The organism is Corynebacterium sp. HMSC064E10, assembly GCF_001812505.1.
GTDB lineage: Bacteria > Actinomycetota > Actinomycetes > Mycobacteriales > Mycobacteriaceae > Corynebacterium > Corynebacterium amycolatum.
Map to the genome: position 1 here is coordinate 545620 of NZ_KV809173.1, position 18215 is coordinate 563834.

General features: G+C 57.2%; 13 protein-coding genes and 1 tRNA gene. 3 read left to right on the plus strand and 11 right to left on the minus strand.

Annotated features, from left to right (window positions below):
* Positions 1-35 precede the first annotated feature (35 nt).
* Positions 36-1637, minus strand: a complete 1602-nt coding sequence (gene argS / locus HMPREF2860_RS04205) for an arginine--tRNA ligase (RefSeq protein ID WP_222867213.1) — start codon at positions 1635-1637, stop codon at positions 36-38.
* Between the two features lie 263 nt (positions 1638-1900).
* Between argS and HMPREF2860_RS04210 the strand changes: the two genes are divergently transcribed.
* From HMPREF2860_RS04210 to HMPREF2860_RS04220, 3 genes are read left to right on the plus strand one after another with little or no spacing between them, the layout of a single operon-like run.
* A complete protein-coding gene (locus tag HMPREF2860_RS04210; protein ID WP_049180809.1) occupies positions 1901-2689 on the plus strand; it encodes a (Fe-S)-binding protein in 789 nt (262 codons plus the stop codon).
* Entirely contained in the window at positions 2689-4263 is a 1575-nt protein-coding gene (locus HMPREF2860_RS04215; protein ID WP_070560037.1) for a LutB/LldF family L-lactate oxidation iron-sulfur protein, read from the plus strand. Before HMPREF2860_RS04210 ends, HMPREF2860_RS04215 begins: the two co-directional genes overlap by 1 nt.
* Before the next feature lie 2 nt (positions 4264-4265).
* Entirely contained in the window at positions 4266-4997 is a 732-nt protein-coding gene (locus HMPREF2860_RS04220; protein ID WP_049180811.1) for a LutC/YkgG family protein, read from the plus strand.
* 149 nt (positions 4998-5146) lie between these two features.
* On the opposite strand, the gene HMPREF2860_RS04225 is transcribed toward HMPREF2860_RS04220, so the two are convergent.
* The 10 genes from HMPREF2860_RS04225 to HMPREF2860_RS04270 all read right to left on the minus strand — a co-directional run bounded on the left by HMPREF2860_RS04225 (position 5147) and on the right by HMPREF2860_RS04270 (position 17847).
* Positions 5147-5219: transfer RNA gene (locus tag HMPREF2860_RS04225), tRNA-Arg, on the minus strand.
* A 93-nt stretch (positions 5220-5312) separates the two neighbouring features.
* Positions 5313-6104: an ABC transporter ATP-binding protein gene (locus tag HMPREF2860_RS04230; RefSeq protein WP_038628441.1), complete on the minus strand. Its 792-nt coding sequence runs from the start codon at positions 6102-6104 to the stop codon at positions 5313-5315.
* Positions 6104-7279, minus strand: coding sequence for a FecCD family ABC transporter permease (locus HMPREF2860_RS04235; RefSeq protein ID WP_038628438.1), 1176 nt, complete (start codon positions 7277-7279; stop codon positions 6104-6106). Before HMPREF2860_RS04235 ends, HMPREF2860_RS04230 begins: the two co-directional genes overlap by 1 nt.
* A 30-nt stretch (positions 7280-7309) precedes the next feature.
* Entirely contained in the window at positions 7310-8512 is a 1203-nt protein-coding gene (locus HMPREF2860_RS04240) for an ABC transporter substrate-binding protein (protein ID WP_070429338.1), read from the minus strand.
* 169 nt (positions 8513-8681) lie between these two features.
* The gene (locus tag HMPREF2860_RS04245) at positions 8682-9134 is read right to left on the minus strand and encodes a MarR family winged helix-turn-helix transcriptional regulator (protein WP_070437896.1); all 453 of its coding nucleotides are present in this window, start codon (positions 9132-9134) and stop codon (positions 8682-8684) included.
* A gap of 70 nt (positions 9135-9204) precedes the next feature.
* Complete coding sequence (locus HMPREF2860_RS04250) at positions 9205-9696, minus strand: MarR family winged helix-turn-helix transcriptional regulator (RefSeq protein ID WP_070437900.1); 492 nt, start codon at positions 9694-9696, stop codon at positions 9205-9207.
* Between the two features lie 14 nt (positions 9697-9710).
* Positions 9711-12368 (minus strand): ATP-binding protein, encoded by a 2658-nt coding sequence (locus tag HMPREF2860_RS04255; RefSeq protein WP_070437903.1) that lies wholly within the window; start codon positions 12366-12368, stop codon positions 9711-9713.
* Positions 12369-12371: 3 nt separating this feature from the next.
* Entirely contained in the window at positions 12372-13547 is a 1176-nt protein-coding gene (locus HMPREF2860_RS04260) for a metallophosphoesterase family protein (protein WP_070437906.1), read from the minus strand.
* Between the two features lie 2 nt (positions 13548-13549).
* The gene (locus tag HMPREF2860_RS04265; protein ID WP_070437910.1) at positions 13550-14608 is read right to left on the minus strand and encodes a hypothetical protein; all 1059 of its coding nucleotides are present in this window, start codon (positions 14606-14608) and stop codon (positions 13550-13552) included.
* The gene (locus tag HMPREF2860_RS04270; protein WP_070437914.1) at positions 14608-17847 is read right to left on the minus strand and encodes a DEAD/DEAH box helicase; all 3240 of its coding nucleotides are present in this window, start codon (positions 17845-17847) and stop codon (positions 14608-14610) included. The genes HMPREF2860_RS04265 and HMPREF2860_RS04270 overlap by 1 nt, the downstream gene beginning before the upstream one ends.
* Positions 17848-18215 lie beyond the last annotated feature (368 nt).

The window sequence follows — 18215 nt, forward strand, 5'->3', positions numbered from 1 at the left end:
GCAACGGGGTGTAGTTTTACTACGGGCGCGTTCGACTACATGCGCTCAGGTGCGGTAACACCGAGCAGCTGCAGAGCATTGGCCAGCGTCTGGCGGGTAGCCTCAGCCAGGCCGAGACGAGCACGGTGCAGCTCGGATACCTCTTCGTCGGCCTTAGGCAGAATCTGGCAGGTGTCGTAGAAGCGGTGGAAGACACCGGCGAGCTGCTCAGCGTAACGGGCAATGCGGTGTGGTTCCCGCAGGTCAGCAGCGGACTTGATGATCGCCGGAAACTCACCGATAGTGCGGATGAGCTCACCTTCACGGTCCTCTACCAGCAGGGAGAAGTCGGCATCTTCGCTGGTCACACCAGCCTCTTCGGCACGGCGGCCGATTGAGCACAGACGAGCGTGGCCGTACTGGACGTAGTAGACCGGGTTGTCGCTGGACTGCGAAGCCCACAGCCCCAGGTCAATATCCAGGCTGGAGTCCACGGAGGAACGGATTAGCGAGTAGCGAGCAGCATCGACACCGATTGCCTCAACCAGGTCGTCCAAGGTCACTACTGTGCCCGCGCGCTTGGACATCCGGACAGCCTTGCCGTCGCGAAGCAAGTTGACCATCTGACCGATGAGCACCTCGACACCGTCTGCGTTGTAGCCGAGCGCGGCAGCGGCGGCACGCAGACGTGCGATGTAGCCGTGGTGATCGGCACCCAGCATGTAAATGCACAGGTTGTGGCCGCGGTCGAACTTGTTCTTAACGTATGCGATGTCACCCGCAATGTAGGCTGCATCGCCGTCGGACTTGATGACCACGCGGTCCTTATCGTCACCGTAATCGGTGGACTTCAACCACCACGCGCCGTCAGCTTCGTAGAGTTTGCCGTTTTCCTTCAGGGAGTTGACAGCTGCTTCCACCTGACCGGACTCGAACAGCGAGTTTTCGTGGAAGTAAACATCGAAATCGGTGCCGAACTCGTGCAGAGACTCCTTGATGTGCTCGAACATCATGTCCACACCGATGACGCGGAAGTGCTCCTGGACCTCCTCCTCAGAGCCCTCGAGTGCCTGCGGATTCTTCTCCAGCACAGCAGCAGCAATGTCCTGGATGTACTCTCCGCCGTAGCCATCCTCCGGGGTCGGCTGGTTCCGAGCGGCGGCAACCAGGGAGTCGGAGAAGCGGTCAATCTGGCGACCGTGGTCATTGAAGTAGTACTCGCGGGTGACCTTGGCGCCCGTGGCGGACAGGACACGACCAAGAGCGTCACCGACTGCTGCCCAGCGGGTACCACCCAGGTGAATCGGCCCGGTCGGATTTGCGGAGACAAACTCCAGGTTCACGTCGAGGTTGGAGTTGAAATCGGCATGACCCCACTTCTCCCCCGCTGCCAAGACGTCCTCGACGATCTTGCCCTGGGCATCGGAGGCCAGGCGGATGTTAATAAAGCCCGGGCCTGCGATGGTTGCTTCATCGATACCCTCAGAGGCGCCGAGCGCTGTGGCAATTTCAGTTGCCAAGTCACGCGGCACCATACCGACACGCTTGCCCAGCTGCATAGCGATATTGGTTGCATAGTCGCCGTGCTCAGGGTTACGCGGACGCTCGACAGTCGGGTTTTCCGGCACGATAGAGACATCGGCATCGTGGGAAGTCAAAACCTCGACGGTGACTTTTCGGACTAGTACAGCAAGATCAGCAGGATTCACGATTGCCTATCCTATTAGGTCAATCGCAGTCGTGGAAACATCAGCCACCAAAAGATTCATTTGAGGGGCATCTGCAGGTCGTGGAGTCCGACTGCAACTAGCCATTTTCACGATCCAGGCGAATTTGCGTTGAGAACAGATTTAATCCGGGCCTAGGCGTAGCATTCAGGTAGGAAATTATTGCCTTATCCTCAACCCATTTTGGAGCGACCGTGAAAGTAGCACTTTTCGCGACCTGCATCGGGGACATGATGTTTCCGGATGCAGTGAGTGCGACAGCCAGAGTTCTCACGCGGCTCGGATGTGATGTGGTCTTTCCGCCACAGCAAACCTGCTGCGGACAAATGCACGTCAACACCGGATACCAGAAGGAAATCCTTCCTCAGCTAGACACCTACGCTGATGCTTTTGCGGATTCCTCGATTGACTACGTTGTCGCCCCGTCCGGTTCCTGCGCCGGCGCCGTTCGCCACCAGCATCCGATGATCGCGGGCCGCTACGGTACCCGTGCCCAAACCCATGCGGCACAGGCCTGCGCGAACAAGACGCTGGATCTCTCCGAGTTCATCACCGATGTCGCTGGTGTGACTGACGTCGGTGCTTACTTCCCCCACTCAGTGACCTACCACTCCACCTGCCACAGCTTGCGGGTGCTCAAAGTGGGTGACCGTCCGTGGCGGCTACTCAGTGCAGTCGATGGAATCGATTTGCGCGAGCTGCCCGGCGCGGCGGAGTGCTGCGGTTTCGGCGGCACCTTCTCGGTGAAGAATGCGGAGACTTCCGCTGCAATGGTTGCCGACAAGACAGCCAATATCCGCGCTACGGAAGCGGAGTTCGTGACCGCTGGCGATGCCTCCTGCTTGCTCAATATCGGTGGTGCGCTGCGTCGCCAGGACTCTGGCGTGCATGCCATCCATATGGCCGAGATTCTGGCCTCCACCAAGGAGACCCCGTTTGAAGTGGACAACCGTCAAGAAGCTTCCCTGCGAGGTGAGCAGTAATGGTCGCAATTAACGTCGGCATACCAGCCCTTCCTCCACGCGCGCCGCACAACGTCGGGCATCTGCGCGGTACGCGCGGGTTCACGGCCGCGGCGCACGAGGAACTCAAGAACACTCGCATGCGTGAAAATGTCGGTCATGCCACGCGTTCGATTCGTAAGAAGCGCGCGCATGTCGTAGCGGAGAAGAATGACTGGGAGCAGCTGCGGCTCGCGGGCAGCCACATCAAGCGCGATGTGATGGCGCGTCTGCCAGAACTGTTGGAGCAGTTCGAAGAGTCAGTGACGAGTGCCGGCGGTCACGTCCACTGGGCGCGGGATGCCGCTGAAGCAAACCGCATCATTACGGATTTGGTGAAAGAGACCGGCGAAGAAAAGGTCGTCAAGATTAAGTCGATGGCCACGCAGGAAATCGGCTTGAACGAAGCGCTTGCCGACGCCGGCATCACCGCCCGCGAAACCGACCTGGCGGAACTCATCGTTCAGCTTGCCGACGACATGCCGAGCCACATCCTGGTTCCTGCTATCCATCGCAATCGCGAGGATATCCGCGAGATCTTCCTCAATGGAATCCCCGGAGTCGACCCGGATTTGAAAGCCAATCCGGCCGATCTGGCCGAGGCATCCCGTAAGTTCCTGCGCGAGCAGTTTATGGAGGCCAAGGTCGCGATTTCCGGTGCCAACTTCGGTGTGGCCGAAACCGGTACGGTGGCCGTCGTCGAGTCAGAGGGCAATGGCCGCATGTGTCTCACGCTGCCGGAAACACTGATTTCGGTGATGGGTATTGAGAAGCTGCTTCCCACTTTCCAGGACTTGGAAGTATTCTTGCAGCTGCTGCCACGGTCGTCGACAGGCGAGCGTATGAATCCCTACACCTCCCTGTGGACGGGAACCACGGACGGCGACGGCCCGAAGAATTTCCACATTGTGTTGCTGGACAATGGGCGCTCGGCCACCCTTGCCGATCCGATTGGGCGTGAAGCGCTGAAGTGCATTCGCTGCTCGGCATGCCTGAATATCTGCCCGGTGTACGAGCACGTGGGCGGGCACGCTTACGGTTCGGTCTACCCGGGTCCGATTGGTGCAATTTTGTCCCCGCAGCTCACCGGCATGGACTCCTACGATGATCCGAATGCCTCCCTGCCCTATGCATCCTCGCTGTGTGGAGCTTGCTTTGAGGTCTGCCCGGTGCGAATTGATATCCCCGCGGCGCTGCTGGAGCTGCGACACCGTAAGGTCACGGAGCACCGCCCGCCGGTGGAGGGCAAGCTCTTTGCCACGCTCGGGTTCATCATGGGCAATCAGAAGCTGTGGGACATGAGCGCTAAGATGACCTCCCTCGCCCGCGTACTCGGGTTGAAGAACGGCGAGATTCACACCCTGCCACTTTTCCTCAGCGGGTGGTCGGATGTGCGTGATACTCCGATTCCGCCGAAGAAGCCGTTCCGCTCACTGTGGGGTTCGGAGGATTTCTCGGCGCAGCTGTCCCGTGAATCGGCAAATCAGGTTCCGACGAAGATTAATGGACTGTCGGATGACAACAAGCAGCCCGACACGTCCGGCAAGGAGGCCTAGCGATGTCCCATTCCTCAGCATCCGCGAACATTGCCAAAAGCGAAATCCTCGAGCGTATCCGCAATGCTCAGAAGATCGCCTTCGAAGGCCGTGACTTGGCCTCTGACGCAGGCATCGTCACCGGCGAGCCCGGTACACATTTCAACATCCCCCGCGATTACGAACGCTCCTCCGACCTGACGGCCAAGGAGATCATTTCGCTTGCCGACGAACGCATCGCCGATTACAAAGCCGATGTACGCCGCTGTGGGAGCTCGGCAACTGAAATCAATGAAGCTGTGAAGAAGGCAATTGCTGATGTCGGGGCTTCATTGATTGGTATTCCCGAAGGCCTAGACCGCGAGTGGGTTGCGGGGTTGGAGTCTGGTGGGGGTAAGGCCACCACCGAGATTCGCGTCGATACAGGTTTCACCGCCGAAGAGCTGGACGAGCTCGACGCGATTGTCACCAGCTCTGCTGTTACCTGCGCCGAGACCGGCACCATTTTTCTGGACGGTTCGGCCACTTCTGGCCGCCGCGCGCTGACCTTGGTGCCGGATATTCACATCTGCGTTGTGCCGGCTTCCACGGTTGTCTACGGCATCCCGGAGGCAATTTCCCGTCTACGCGAGAGTAATCCCACCGCTCCCATCACCATGATTTCGGGGCCTTCTGCAACCTCGGACATCGAGCTTGCCCGAGTCGAAGGTGTCCATGGGCCACGCACGCTGATTGTGATTATTGCTGGCCAGTAGCACCAAGGTGAATTGTCATGGGCGACTCGAATTCCTCCGCCAGGCTGTTCCGCTGGAAGAACGGTAACTAAACGTTTCCGCTAGGTGGCCGCTAAAACAAAAATCCCTCAAGCAACCAGGAAAAACCTAATCACTTGAGGGATAGAACGTGCCCCCGAGAGGAGTCGAACCTCCGACCTTCGGTACCGGAAACCGGCGCTCTATCCACTGAGCTACGGGGGCGTGTGGCACAAGTACAACAAGTGCAACGAGAAAAGATGTTACCACTTGGCTGGGGCGATTAGCGAAATGCCCCGCGCCCCAGCCAAATCTCCACTACGCGGCTTCAGAAACCTGGTCTTCCTCAATAGGACACACCACGGGCACGCCCTCGTCATCGAGTACGCGGGCTCGAATTCCATAGACGCGGGCCAAAAGGTCCGGAGTGAGAACGTCAACAGGACTCCCCTGGGCAACCACGTGGCCGTCGTGAAGCATGACAAGCTCATCGCAGTAGCGGGCGGCGAGATTCAGATCGTGGATTGCGACGAGTGCCAAGGAGCTCCGTGAGGCGACCTCCGCACGGACGAGTTTTAGGAGTTCCACCTGGTGACGCAGGTCGAGGGCGGAGGTGGGTTCGTCGAGAAGCATGATCTCGGGATCGCGGACAAACATCTGCGCGACGGCGACGAGCTGCCGCTGACCGCCGGAGAGCTCGCCGACGAATCTGTCGGCAAGGTGTTCAATGCCAACCTTTCGGAGAGCTACCGCCGTGTGCTCAATCTCTGAGCCACGTACCCGCAGACGCCCGGCGCGCCGCCCGGAGACCAGTACCGATTCGAATGCGGTCAGCGAGGCGCTGGCCGGTAGATCCTGCGGTACGTAGCCGACGACTTCGCGCAGTTCGGAACCGATAACCCGTTCATTGTCACGGGTCAGAACAATCTCCCCGGACATGGGCTTTCGAATCCCCGCCAGCGTGGTCATCAGTGTGGACTTGCCCGCAGCGTTTGGCCCGAGCAAACCCGTCACCGTACCTGGCTTCAGCGTGCGTATTGACGCCCCGCGCAGCACCTTTCGCTTGCCATAGCCTGCAGCTACGTCATTGACATCGAGAAATACGCCCATTAGTTCCACACCGTCCTCTTACGCAGAAAAACCAAGCCGACAAAGAATGGGACACCGACGATTGCGGTAATGATGCCAATCGGCACTGCCACACCCGGCACCACCGTGATGGATACCGCATGAGCTGCCGCAAGCAGCGCCGCGCCCGCCGCCATCGATGCCGGGGCAAAGAAGCGCTGTTCTTCACCGACCAGCATGCGTGCAATGTGTGGGCCGACCAGTCCGATGAAGCCGATGATGCCGGCGAAGGCCACTGCGGTTGCTGCCAGCAGCGAGGCTACAATCAGCGTCGCAATGCGCAGCCTATCCACATTGATGCCCACGGCTTTTGCTCGGGCATCGCCAAGCCGCAACACCGTCAGCGCCCACGCATAGCGGATAGTGAACGGAATAGCGATTAGCAGCGCCGCCGCAATGATACCGTTGGCCACCCAGTTCGCGCGCTGTAGCGAGCCCATCGTCCAGAACACAATCTGCTGGAGCGCCTCGGTAGTCGCGCGGTATTGCAACAGCGCCAACAGCGCTTGGAATAGAAACACCAGACCAATGCCGAGCAGAATCATCGATTCCTTACCCGAGCCGCGCCATACCGACGCCGCCGCCACAATCGCCACAGCGACGACGGATGATACCCAGGCCACGGCCGCCAGGTTGAACTGCGCATGCGGAATAATCACCCAGCCCAGCACAATCGATGCCGCCCCACCGAACGCCGCTGCAGCCGAGATACCGAGCGTAAACGGCTCCGCCAGAGGGTTATCGAGGATTGTCTGCATCTGTGCACCGGCAAGCGACAGCGCTGCACCAATCAGCACTGCCATCACCGATGCAGGCAGACGCAGCTTCCACAGCACCGTACGAGTGGTTTCGTCCACATCATTCGGGCTCACGATGCCACGGACGACGTCCCCCACGCTCAGTGCCATCGGCCCCACAATCGTCGCCACCACAAACGCGCACACGGCCAGCCCCACCAGCACCGCAATGATGGCGATTTTCCGTGCCGAGCGTCGTCGGTACTGTCGCGCAGAGTCGTAGGTCGTGCTTGACGACGGACACTCGTGCTGTTCGGTGGCGGGCTGCGACTCTTGACCTCCACTGCCGTTGGTGGAGGTGGACTCGCGGGGTTCGTCGTCAAGCCCTGACGCGGGAGCGTGCAGATTGGTGTAAGTCATCGGATTCCTTCTTCGATGGTGGAAGATGGGTTACTTGGTCGGCTCCAGCGCGGTGAAGAAGGTGCCGCTGAGTTCGAAGGGCAGGTAGTCCTTGTGGAACTTGGCGAAGTCAGCGACCGGGTCGAGGTCAGCGAACTCCTCTGGGTGAATCCACTTGGCGAATTGCTCGAGCGCGAAGACGTTGTACGGCGAGTCGTAGAACTGGTGGAAGGCGGCGTACAGATCACCCTTCTTCGGCGCGGTCAGGGTGTCAAAACCCGGAGTCTTCAGCAGGCCTTCCAGAGTGCGCTGTGCGGTCTCTGGGGTGGCGGTGTAGCCGAGTTCGACGTGTGGCAGCACTTCCGGCTTCTTCGGATCGAGCGCCCAAGAACCACCGGTGGCGATGATCTTCTCCGGCTGGACGGACAGGACCTTCTCTGCGGTCACGTCGCCCGATTCGGTGTCGAGGAGGCTGTCTCCGAGGTTCTCACCGCCGGCTGCTGTGACAAGGTCACCGAGGTTGGACTTGTTGACGGTCGAGCAGCAATCCTTGAGACCGGCTGCTCGCCAGACGAAGGTCTTTGGCTTGTCTTCGAGCTTGGCGGCACGTTCGGTGATCTCGTTGACGCGCTTTGTGTAGAAGTCGGTGAACTTCTTGGCATTGTCCTGCTCATCGACGATCTGGCCGAGGAGCTCGACGGACTTGGCGGTATTCTCCAGGGGCTTTTGCCGGAAGTCGGTGAATACGTACTTCAGACCTGCCTGATCGAGCTTGGTGAGGAAACCGGACTGCTCCGCGGCCTTCTTGTGGTCAAGGGTCATGACGACCACGTCTGGGTCGTGGGAGATGAGGTTTTCAACTGTGACATCGCCCTTGGCGATATTGCCGATGGTCGGCATGTCTTTCAGCTCGGGGTTCGTCTCGAAAAGCTTGGTTTCAAACGACGGTGCGCCCGAATGCAAATCGCTGCCCATGGCGACAACGTGGTCACCCGGGTTTTCTTGGTCAAGCATCGCGGTGACAAACATGGCGCGGCCTTCACCGAGCACGACTCGTTCTGGCTGCTTGTCGAAGGTCACAGTGCGACCTGCGACATCAGTGACAGTGAGTTCTCCTTTGTTGTCGGCAGCCTCGTTCGACTCTGCGTCCGCACCGCATGCTGTAGCGACGAAGCTCAGCGCTGCACACCCGATTGCGGCCAGAGTTTTGGTCTTTGGCGCGGTTTTAGCCTTGGCGAAAATATTGACTCTCATGCGTTTCAGTTTCTGCCTTGTTTATTTCTGCGTAATTTTTGGTACTTAGGGTGCACAAAGAGAAGTGAACAGTCACCCCTTTGCTTTAGGCACGCCTTACCTTACAGCTTGAAACGTAGAGAAAAAAGCGCCCTGCTAGTGGTTGTTTTACTAGCAGGGCGTGGAAGTCTTACTTCCTTTCGAGAACCGACTGGAAGCACCTCAGCATCACTTCGCGGTCTTCATTAGCAAGTGGTGAAATAACTTCCTGGCGAACAGTGTCTACATAATCCGGCGCCGCCTCGGCAAACACGTGCCGACCAACGCCTGTTAAGACGACGACATAATCCGAGTCCGGGTCTTCGCCGTGGTCTTCGGTGTGAATAAATCCGCGCTTTTCCAACCTGTTGGTATGCAGCAGCGCGCGGGGATGGTTCCACTTCAGTCGATCACAAATCTTGTCAACATGCAGAATCCCATCCTCTACCTCATGCAGAGCGATGAGCAGGGTAAAGTCCGCGAACGTCAGCCCGGTTCGAGTGCGTAGGCTTCGCTCGATATTGCGCTCTACCTCGCGAAAAGCAGCTACCATCGACTGCCAAAAGAGCTGTTCATCATCACTCAGCCATTCAAATGAGTTCATACTGCTCTAGGCTAATGGTGAGAGCCTCGTAGCGGAGACAAATGAGAAAACACTCACAAAAAACTTCTGGCTACTCTGCTTTTCCGTCGACTGAATCGGTGACCGTAGCATTGGCGGTCTCTGCAATCTTATCGAGCACAGCGGAAATCCCCTGATAGTCGATATTCTCACCGAGCACATCAAACAAAACATGGCGCACAAGCTTCACATGGTTCGGCGCCGCCTTCTCAATCACGGTTCGACCGTGTTCAGTAAGCGTGACATCAATACCACGGTTATCGCAGGCGCAGCGTTCCTTAGTTACTAGCCCGCGTCGCTCCATGCGAGTAATTTGATGCGACATTCGGCTGCGGTCCCATTCCAGGGATTCGCACAGGGTGCGCATGCGCACTACATTGTCTTCAGCCTCGGAGAGAACAACCAGAACCGAAAAATCTGCAGTGGAAATATCGAGAGAATCTTGCAGCTGAAGGTCGATTGACCTGTCAACGGCCCGTTTAGCGTTCAGAATTGAGCGCCATAACCGCTGCTCTTCATCACTTAACCACGGAACATCTTGCATATGTACAGAGCCTACTATCTTGAAACCAAATCCTGAATTTTCATAAACTCCGCTCCTGTCACACGATCAAAGCGGGCTTCATCGCACGTCAGGACTAATACCTGCATATCGCGCCCCGCTTTGGCAAGAGCATTATTCATCCGCCGCAAACGGTGTTCGTCTGAATAACCTAATGCATCATCAATAATCACCGGAGCGCCCTGCCCGCCCTCCATGACACCGGCAACGGCCAAGCGCAGCAGAATGTCCAGCTGCTCCTGCGCTCCACCAGATAGCTCATCGACATCGAACTTGCCATCGGCATTGGACCGTGACTCAATCTGCAAGTCCTCATTCATCGTGAACTGAGTTCCCGCACCGAACACACCGCCACCGTACTCTTCGAGCTTGCGCAGCAAGGGGTCAGCCAGCGCATTCCGCGATGCCACGCGTGCCTGTGTCATTACCTCCATGAGAGTCTTGGCGGCAGCTGCACGTCGACGCATTGAATTCCGATCTCGCTGTGTTCGCTCCACTACTCCCTCAGCTGCTGCCAGTTTCTCATTCGCGCTGTCGAAATAGTCCAAGTGCACCCGAATCTCTTGCCGACGCTTTTCCAGCTCAGCCAGGCGATTCTCAACTGCATCCCGTCGCTGCTTAGCGCCCGCGAGCGATGCTTCCACGTCGTCGGCATCCCGCTGCGCCAGCTCCTTCTGAGCCGCAGCCAGTTGCTCTTCTGCCGCCTCATAGTCCTTGCCTCGGTTTTCCACCGCAGCAAAGATCTCGGCGTCCGAGGCTTTTTCTCGCGTCGCCGTGAGCGAATCTTCGCGGACCTTCAGAACGGACCGAGCCCCTTCAAGCTCGCTGCTGGCCTTCGTATAGTTGGCGTGTGCAGGACGCTTCTCCAGCTTCGATAAGCGCATATCAGCACTGTCGCGCTCCGACTCGGCATCCCTACGCCCCACTGCAGCTTCTTCCAGCCGGGACTTTGCCGATACCAAGTCAATCTCCGTCGGCGCTTCCTCGCCCGCAAGTTCCTGATACCGCTCGCCGTGTACTCGTGCTTCTTCCTTCGCATCGTCCAACTCTGCTGTGAGCTGGTGATACTCCACACCGTCGGACACCGCAGTTATGGATGTCTCCACCTGGAATTTTGCTTTTTCCGCTTCCCGACGTCGTGTGTATGCCTTTTGTGCTTCCGCGACGGAATCAGCGCCTGCAACCTCAAGCTGTTCTTTGAGCGATGTCTCTGCTTTTTCTAGCTTGCGCTGCTGCGAATCTGAGCCGTCTCCGGGCTGTATAGCAACCGTGACGTCGCCGACTTCGATGGCCAATGGCTTAGTAACCGCGCGTTGAACTGTCTCAGCCTCCGGAGCTAGCCCCACTTTCTCGCCGTCGACCGTGACCTCCTGCGCACTACTAGCCGAGAGCTGCACACTCGGGCTCGATGCCTCCAGCACAGCGGCGGCTGTTGCAACTTCGCGTTCGCAGGTCAACAGTTTTTCCATTACCTCTTCGGTAACGGAATTCCGAGTAACTATCTCCTTGTGCTCTGCCAATTGCGCGCGGAGCGCATCGAGTTTCTTCACTCGCTTCGACAGAGCTTCAACCAAACCGCGCTTCTCTCCCAATGCAACTTCAGCTGCGGCCAGTTCTTCTGCCTTTCGAGCTTCGCGGTACGTGTTTACAACCGCATCGCGATCTTCCTGCGCCTTCTTTAAAGCTGCGACCTCCTTATCGAACGCTTCCTTAAATTCAGCAACTTTCTTCTCTGCAGCAGAATGCTGATCCTTGGCTTCTTGTGCCTGCTGAATGAAAGCTTCGCGCTCTTGCTGAGCCTGTTTAGCTAAGTCCAGCTGCTGCTTCGCCGCTGCAGAGACCTCCTGTGCCTGGGAGACGGCAACCCTGAACTTTTCGAGTTCTTCTAGTGCCTGGCCCCAGTGCTCGACTTCGTTTTGGGCTTCTGGCAACGATGCCCGCTGCGTTTGCTGGCTTTCTTCATTACGAGCAGCTTCCTCATTGAGCGCTTCGAATTCCCGGACCTTTTTCGCCGCTTCGTCGCGCACCTGCTGGGCTTCCGCCAGCTCCTTGTCTACGTCGGTAACCTGCTTGCGCTCTTTGCCATTTTTTTGGAAATAGTTGCCGTATTCGGCTTCAACGGCTTCAAAAAGGCCTACCTCTTCTGCGGTTTCCGCGCGCTGCCCCGATGCCGACTGCAATGCGCTAGTGACTTGTACATAACCGCCCAAGGAGAGGGTCTTTTGTGCTTGCCCCTGTTCAGCAACGAAAACCTGCCACAGGTTCTTGGTATCTGCATTGTGCATTCGGGCGGCCAGCCACTCCTCCGCCTGGTCATCTTTGAGAACCTCGGCTGTCGGAGAGTGGACGGTGACGATTGTGCCGGTGTCCTTGGTGCCACCAAAGATCTTGTCCAGCGTAAATTCGTAGCCGTCAAGCTCCAGCCGGAGCTTAACCTGCGGCTTTTCCTGGCTGGAGTGACTGTTCAGACTAAGCGCTTCGCTTGACCTGGACTTCCATTTTGTCGTCAGTGCAACGTGAATAGCTTTGGCGATTGTCGTCTTACCCGACTCATTTTCACCGGAAATCACTACCACGCCGCGCTCGGCGAGCCCTGTGATTGAGAGTGAATCAATCGCACGTACATTGTGTAATTCGATGTCGTGAAAACGCATGATCTATTCCTTCTCTCCGGCTAGGCGAGCCAGCAAGCGAAGCGCATCAGCTGCTGCGGTGGTTTCAGATTCTGATAGGGGTCTACCGCTCTCGGTTCGCCCTGTACTCAAGACCGTTAGTTTTTCTGCAGCTATGAGCGGATAACCGGTGAGATTGAGATTAGAGATATCCCCTTCGGACGGAACCACCGTTAAATCGGAGCCACTTTCCCGGCGATAAAGTGCAGCGAAAAGCTGTTGGTACTGCTCAAGTCGGTTTTCAAAGGTAGTCGACTCTGACAGTGTCACGGTTCCTCGCAATGAATACTTCACCGCTGTGTCTGTCTTCGTCTCTATACCGTCCAGTTCAGCAAAGAACTCATCGAGGTCTTCCGCGCCAGTGATATCCATGTCGATGGCATGAAAAGCCCACTGCCCCACTCGGTGGGAGGCCACGGTAACTGAGCCCTTTTCGGGGTCGTCCTCTGCGATGTCGACGACTAGCGCATTGCCGGAATCCCGTTCTTTGTCGTCATACGCTGTGGTTTCGTGCGCGCCGGAGAAATAAACTCTGCCAGCATGGTCAAGTTGGCTCGTGGAGTGGGAATCCCCCAGCGCCACATAGTGCAGCGCCCCACGGTCAATAGCCTGTTCCAAGCTGGTCAGATCAATGGTGGCTCCCGCATCAGCACCAAAGCCTTCTACTTGGCCGTGTGCGACCATCACTCGGATTCCATCGGCCGGCTCAAGCTCCGTGGCTACTTCCGCCACGATGTCGTCTGCCGAATACTTGCCGTGTACTGGCACACCGATGAGTTCCACCCCGTCACGGATGGAAATGGGCTCGCTGTCGCGAATTACGTAAACTCCTCGGTCTTCCAAAGATTCGAAAGCGCTACGTCGATAAATGGAAGAAGCATCAAGCGCATCATGGTTGCCGGGCAGGAGATACACCGGCACGGGTAGCTTGGCTATTCGCTCAAGAGCCCGCAAGAACACCTTGTCCGGCAGTGTATTGGAATCGAACACGTCTCCAGCGACGACGATGAATTCAGCGCCTTCGCTGGTCGCCAACTCACCGATGCGGTCGATGGCGTTGAGGCGACTTTCGTGGAACCTAGCTTGGGCTTCACCGCCATCGAGCTCTAGGAACCACCGAGTCATTCCCAGTTGCCAATCTGAGGTGTGAATGAATTTCATGACTAGCGCTCCTTTTGTCCCAGGCTCAGCGATTCCTGCAGATGTTGCCAACAATCTTCCAAATCGGCGACTGCACGAATGGTCTCTCTCGAAATTACGCAGGTTGGCTGCAATGCTTCATGCAGCAAACTACGGTCGGTAACTGTTAGTGGGTCAATAACCTCGAGCGAAGGAACACTGACTCGTTCCAAATCATTGCCCCAGTAGTCGGCTTCGACCGCGAAAAGCTCGGCAACCTTTTTCTGCTCGTTGTCACCGCCATCATTTCCACCAGCGCCATCCGCCTTCTGGGCGATTTTATTGGGATCCTCCCGAACCGCGCCGCCAAGCCCGAGGCGCTTTGGCGCAGTCCGGTTTCGCAGCTGTGTTAGTTCCTGAAGCCGGCGTTGCAATTCGCGCTGCGGATAATCGCGCAGCTGCATTAGCGACAGCGGATCACGGTCAATATCAGCGACAAGTTGAGCGGCGACTGCAACGGTGTGCTTACACACAGGTGCCGGGTCCGGGCAGGTGCATTCGCTATAAATGTGCTCTTCACCATCGCACAACAGCATTTCCATCTGCTCATACGGCAACTCGCCGTGCTCAAACTCTGTGAAGGCCGACGGATTGTTCACCAACCACCGCAGTACGTCGTCAGTTTGTTTCTGCTCCCGCCGTGGGAACCGAATAAAGACTGAAAATGGTTCCGGCTGGCTGCCCTGCACTTCCCCGATGATGTAACCATCCGCGATTCGAAGCCCGAGCACATTGCCGTCGAACCTGTACTTCTCGCCTCTGTGAACACGACCCGAATCGGCGCCACGGATGATGAACTCCCACACCCACCGGGCAAAGCTAGTACGTGGCTCGACCGCCACACGCGCTGAGGTTCCACGTCGCTGCTGCCCGGTAAATGCACCAGCCCAGTCCTGGGTGGCCAGGAGCTTTTCAATCGTCGAGCTGGTTGCTGGTGCGCTTCGCGCCGTAGTCCTTTTACGACCGCGCTTTCCAGAGGGACCCTTGCCAAACTCGGCAAAGATGACATTGTCGCCCCATGTCACGTCTCCGTCACCGGCCATTAGTACCACCTCTTCTGGACTCTAAACGGTGTCACATTGTTGGGAATCGAATCGTCATCCGAGGTTGCGGAATCCAATGCCGTGGCCTCCGGGTTCACCCGACCGGTCACCGTCCCACCGGACTTTGACTCCGCTGCGTCCATCGATTCACGCAGTGACTGAATCTTGTCCTTGTCCAATTGCCACAGTGACCGCAAACGGTGAAAATCCATCTCCGTCAGCTTGATTTCACCAGCGCGCACAACTGCATCCGCCAATTCTGCTTTTTCAAAAATCAGCTCGTCGATGCGTTCTTCAAGCGTTCCAACACTGACCAGCTTGTGCACATGGACGTCTTTACGCTGACCGATGCGGTAGGAACGGTCCGTGGCCTGGTTTTCAACCGCTGGATTCCACCACCTGTCAATATGAATGACGTGGTTGGCGGCAACTAGGTTGATGCCGACACCTGCCGCGAGAGTCGACAGCAAAATGATTGGTGGACCGTCCGGAGCATTAAACTCTGCCACTACTTTTTCGCGCTGTGCCGGAGTCATTGCCCCTTGAATAAACGGAATGTCCACGCCCAAGCGCTTGCTGAAATGAGGGGCAAGCATCTTGCCAAATTCCACGAACTGCGTGAACACAAGCGCGCGTTCACCGTTTTGCACAATCTCATCGACGAGCTCTTCCAACCGTGCGACCTTGCCCGAGCGATGCTGCCCATGATTAAGCAGCCCCGAGCCGTCGTGCTGGTAGTGCGCTGGGTGGTTGCAAATCTGCTTCAACTTCATGATGCCGCCGAGGATGATGCTCTTTCGCCCGAAGCTGCCAGAACGATTCCGCTTCGAGCGCTTAAGCTTGTCCTCGATATCCTTCACGGCCTCCTGATACAAGAAAGCCTGCTCCGTCGTGAGAGGAACCATCTCCACCTGCTCATTCTTCTTGGGCAGGTCCGGCGCGATAGCTGGATCCGACTTGAGTCGGCGCAGGATAAAAGGTGCTGTAATCGACTGTAATTGCAGCAGCATTTCCGCATTCCCATCACGCTCGATGGGAATCGCAAACTTGTTGCGAAATGCATTCGCTGAGCCCAGCATGCCTGGATTACAGAAATCCATGATGGTGCGCAGTTCGCCCAAGTCATTTTCCACCGGAGTACCAGTCATGGCGATGTTGTGTCGCGAGCCCAGGCTCCGCAGCGCTCTGGATACCTGTGCGTTGGGGTTCTTAATTGCCTGTGCTTCGTCAGCAATCACATGATCCCACTGCACTTGGGCGAGTTCGTTCACATCTCGGGTAGCAACACCATAGGTCGTCACAACAACATCGTGTTTCCCGATAAATTCTTGTAGTTCTCCACCATGAGGGCGGTTTGAACCATGCAGCAGCCCAACCTTAAGCTCTGGAGTGAACTTTGCCGCTTCTGCTGCCCAATTGCGCAACACACCTGTCGGAACCACCAGCAGCGAAGTCTTGTGCTCTTGAGCCGTAGCATCTGCTTTCCGACGGCAGCGCTCATACTCCAACAGCGCCAGAATTTGCACAGTCTTACCGAGCCCCATGTCATCCGCGAGAATGACACCAAAGCCGCGGTTGGACATATCCGCCAGCCACTCCACACCGCGCTGTTGATACTCCCGCAGCTCACCGACAAAACTCGGTGGCACCTCGACCGACTCTGCGAGGGCCGTGGAACCGTCTGAGTACTTCGACACCAACGCCTTGAGCCAAGAGGGATCCCTCGGGGCGACTGGCACTGCTGCTGGAGCTTGCGACTCCAAACCACCATCGAAGACCAGCTCTTTCAGGGTGGCTTGCCCCTTACCGGTTTCCTCCCCGGCCTTGGTCTGCTCCACCAAAAACTTCAGGGCTTCCCTAGCTACCTCTGGGTTCGCGTGCACCCAATGGTCTCGCAGATGCACTAGCCCCGTACTCGATGCAGCGAGCTCACGCATTTCCGCTTCCGTCAGTACGGCATCCCCCACGGCCAGCTTCCACTCGTAATCAACCAGTTGGTCAAATCCGAGTTTCGGTTCCGAACGGCGCCCAGCAGGCCCCGTCGGATCTAACTGGACGACTTCAGTGTGCAACTGCAGGGTGGTCTCCACTGACTTCCAGTTCGGCGGCAGCATCACATCGATATCAACCTTTGCCAGCTGCGAGATGCCATCAGTCATAAGCTCTATCAGCTGCTCTGAGGTCAGCAGCAGATCCAAGCCCGGGTGGCCCGCTGCCTTCGCATATTTGAGCGTTGGGAATGCCTCCTGTGCAGCCAATAGCTGCGGGCGAAGCAGCGACAGCACGGACCGGCGACACATTTCTGGATTCAGGCGCTCCGGAGCTGCGACGCCGATGCGGTAGTACATCCGCAATGGCCATAGAGTCTCATGTTCCACCGCAGCTGAACGAGGATTGAAGCGAGTTACTGAGCCCCCTTCTTCATCCGCTCGATCCTGCAACTCCAACAGCTGCGGAAGATCCACATCCGACAAGTCTTCCAGCTGGCCTTCAAAACCAACAGGTTCCTGCACCATTAGCTGCAGACGAACATCCTCACCATCGGCCGACAGTCTCCACTTTGCCAGTGACTGCGCCACCCCCGGCGTCGCACGCCCCAGGGACTGAGACTGCAACAACGACCGCACGAAACTCTGACGCTGTTCTGCCGGTTCATCCAGATCGGCCAGGAGCGCGTTGGTGACCCAATGAAACATCCGATTGATGAAGTCCTCAGCCACCGTGGCACCTCCGTTATCAATCAACACCGGTGGTGTACGGGAAATGACCTGACTCTGCCAAGCAATCTCACTCAGCCCCTCCGACATCCGCCACGTCGGCCACCACTCATTGTCTTCCCATGTCAGCGCCACCAATGCCCGCCCAGAGCGTGCGAAAGCATCCAATCCCTGTACAACATCCACAAAGAACCGAAGATCCGGTGCCATCGCCGCCGAGGCAACTTCCTCCTGCAATTGCACCAGTGCCGTCACCGCAGCCCATGGCGGGAACACCCATGTGGGTACCGCTTTCTCTACTGCCCGCCCCTTCGGTGTGCGCAGTTTTAGCGTCAGTTGCGCTCGACTCCCCTGGTCCAGCACTGCAAAAAGCCGACGCTGATGCGCCGGGACTTCCAGCAAATCCACGTCCGCAATAATCCGGTGCCCCTCTGGCCGCTCCACCCATAGGTGAAGACCCGAATCATCCTTCCAGACCGCGTGCAGCAGCAACGGCACCGCTGACTTAGCAACTTGATCCATTACTTCCTCCCCACTGCTTGCTCAGTCATCGCCTGCTCAGTCATCACCGTCTAATCACCCGGCGACTTCGCCACCAGATATTTGTTCAATGAAGATTCTGCCACGCACCCCGGATCAGCTTTTCCACCACACCACAATATTAGCACACATGTTCGAATTATGTATCTTGCAAAAATTACTCCCCTTCTGCCCAAATATCCCTTTTCCCAGGTAATTTGTCGCACTTAACCGATTTTTAAAAGCTTTTTCAACGCTTCTTATCTTGCAATGCAGCGCATCACATGAAAACGTCGTATAGGCCACAAGAATTAAAAATGTGTGACTCGTGCAATAGTTCTGCCATGGTTCGCATGTGCCAGTAGGCTCCG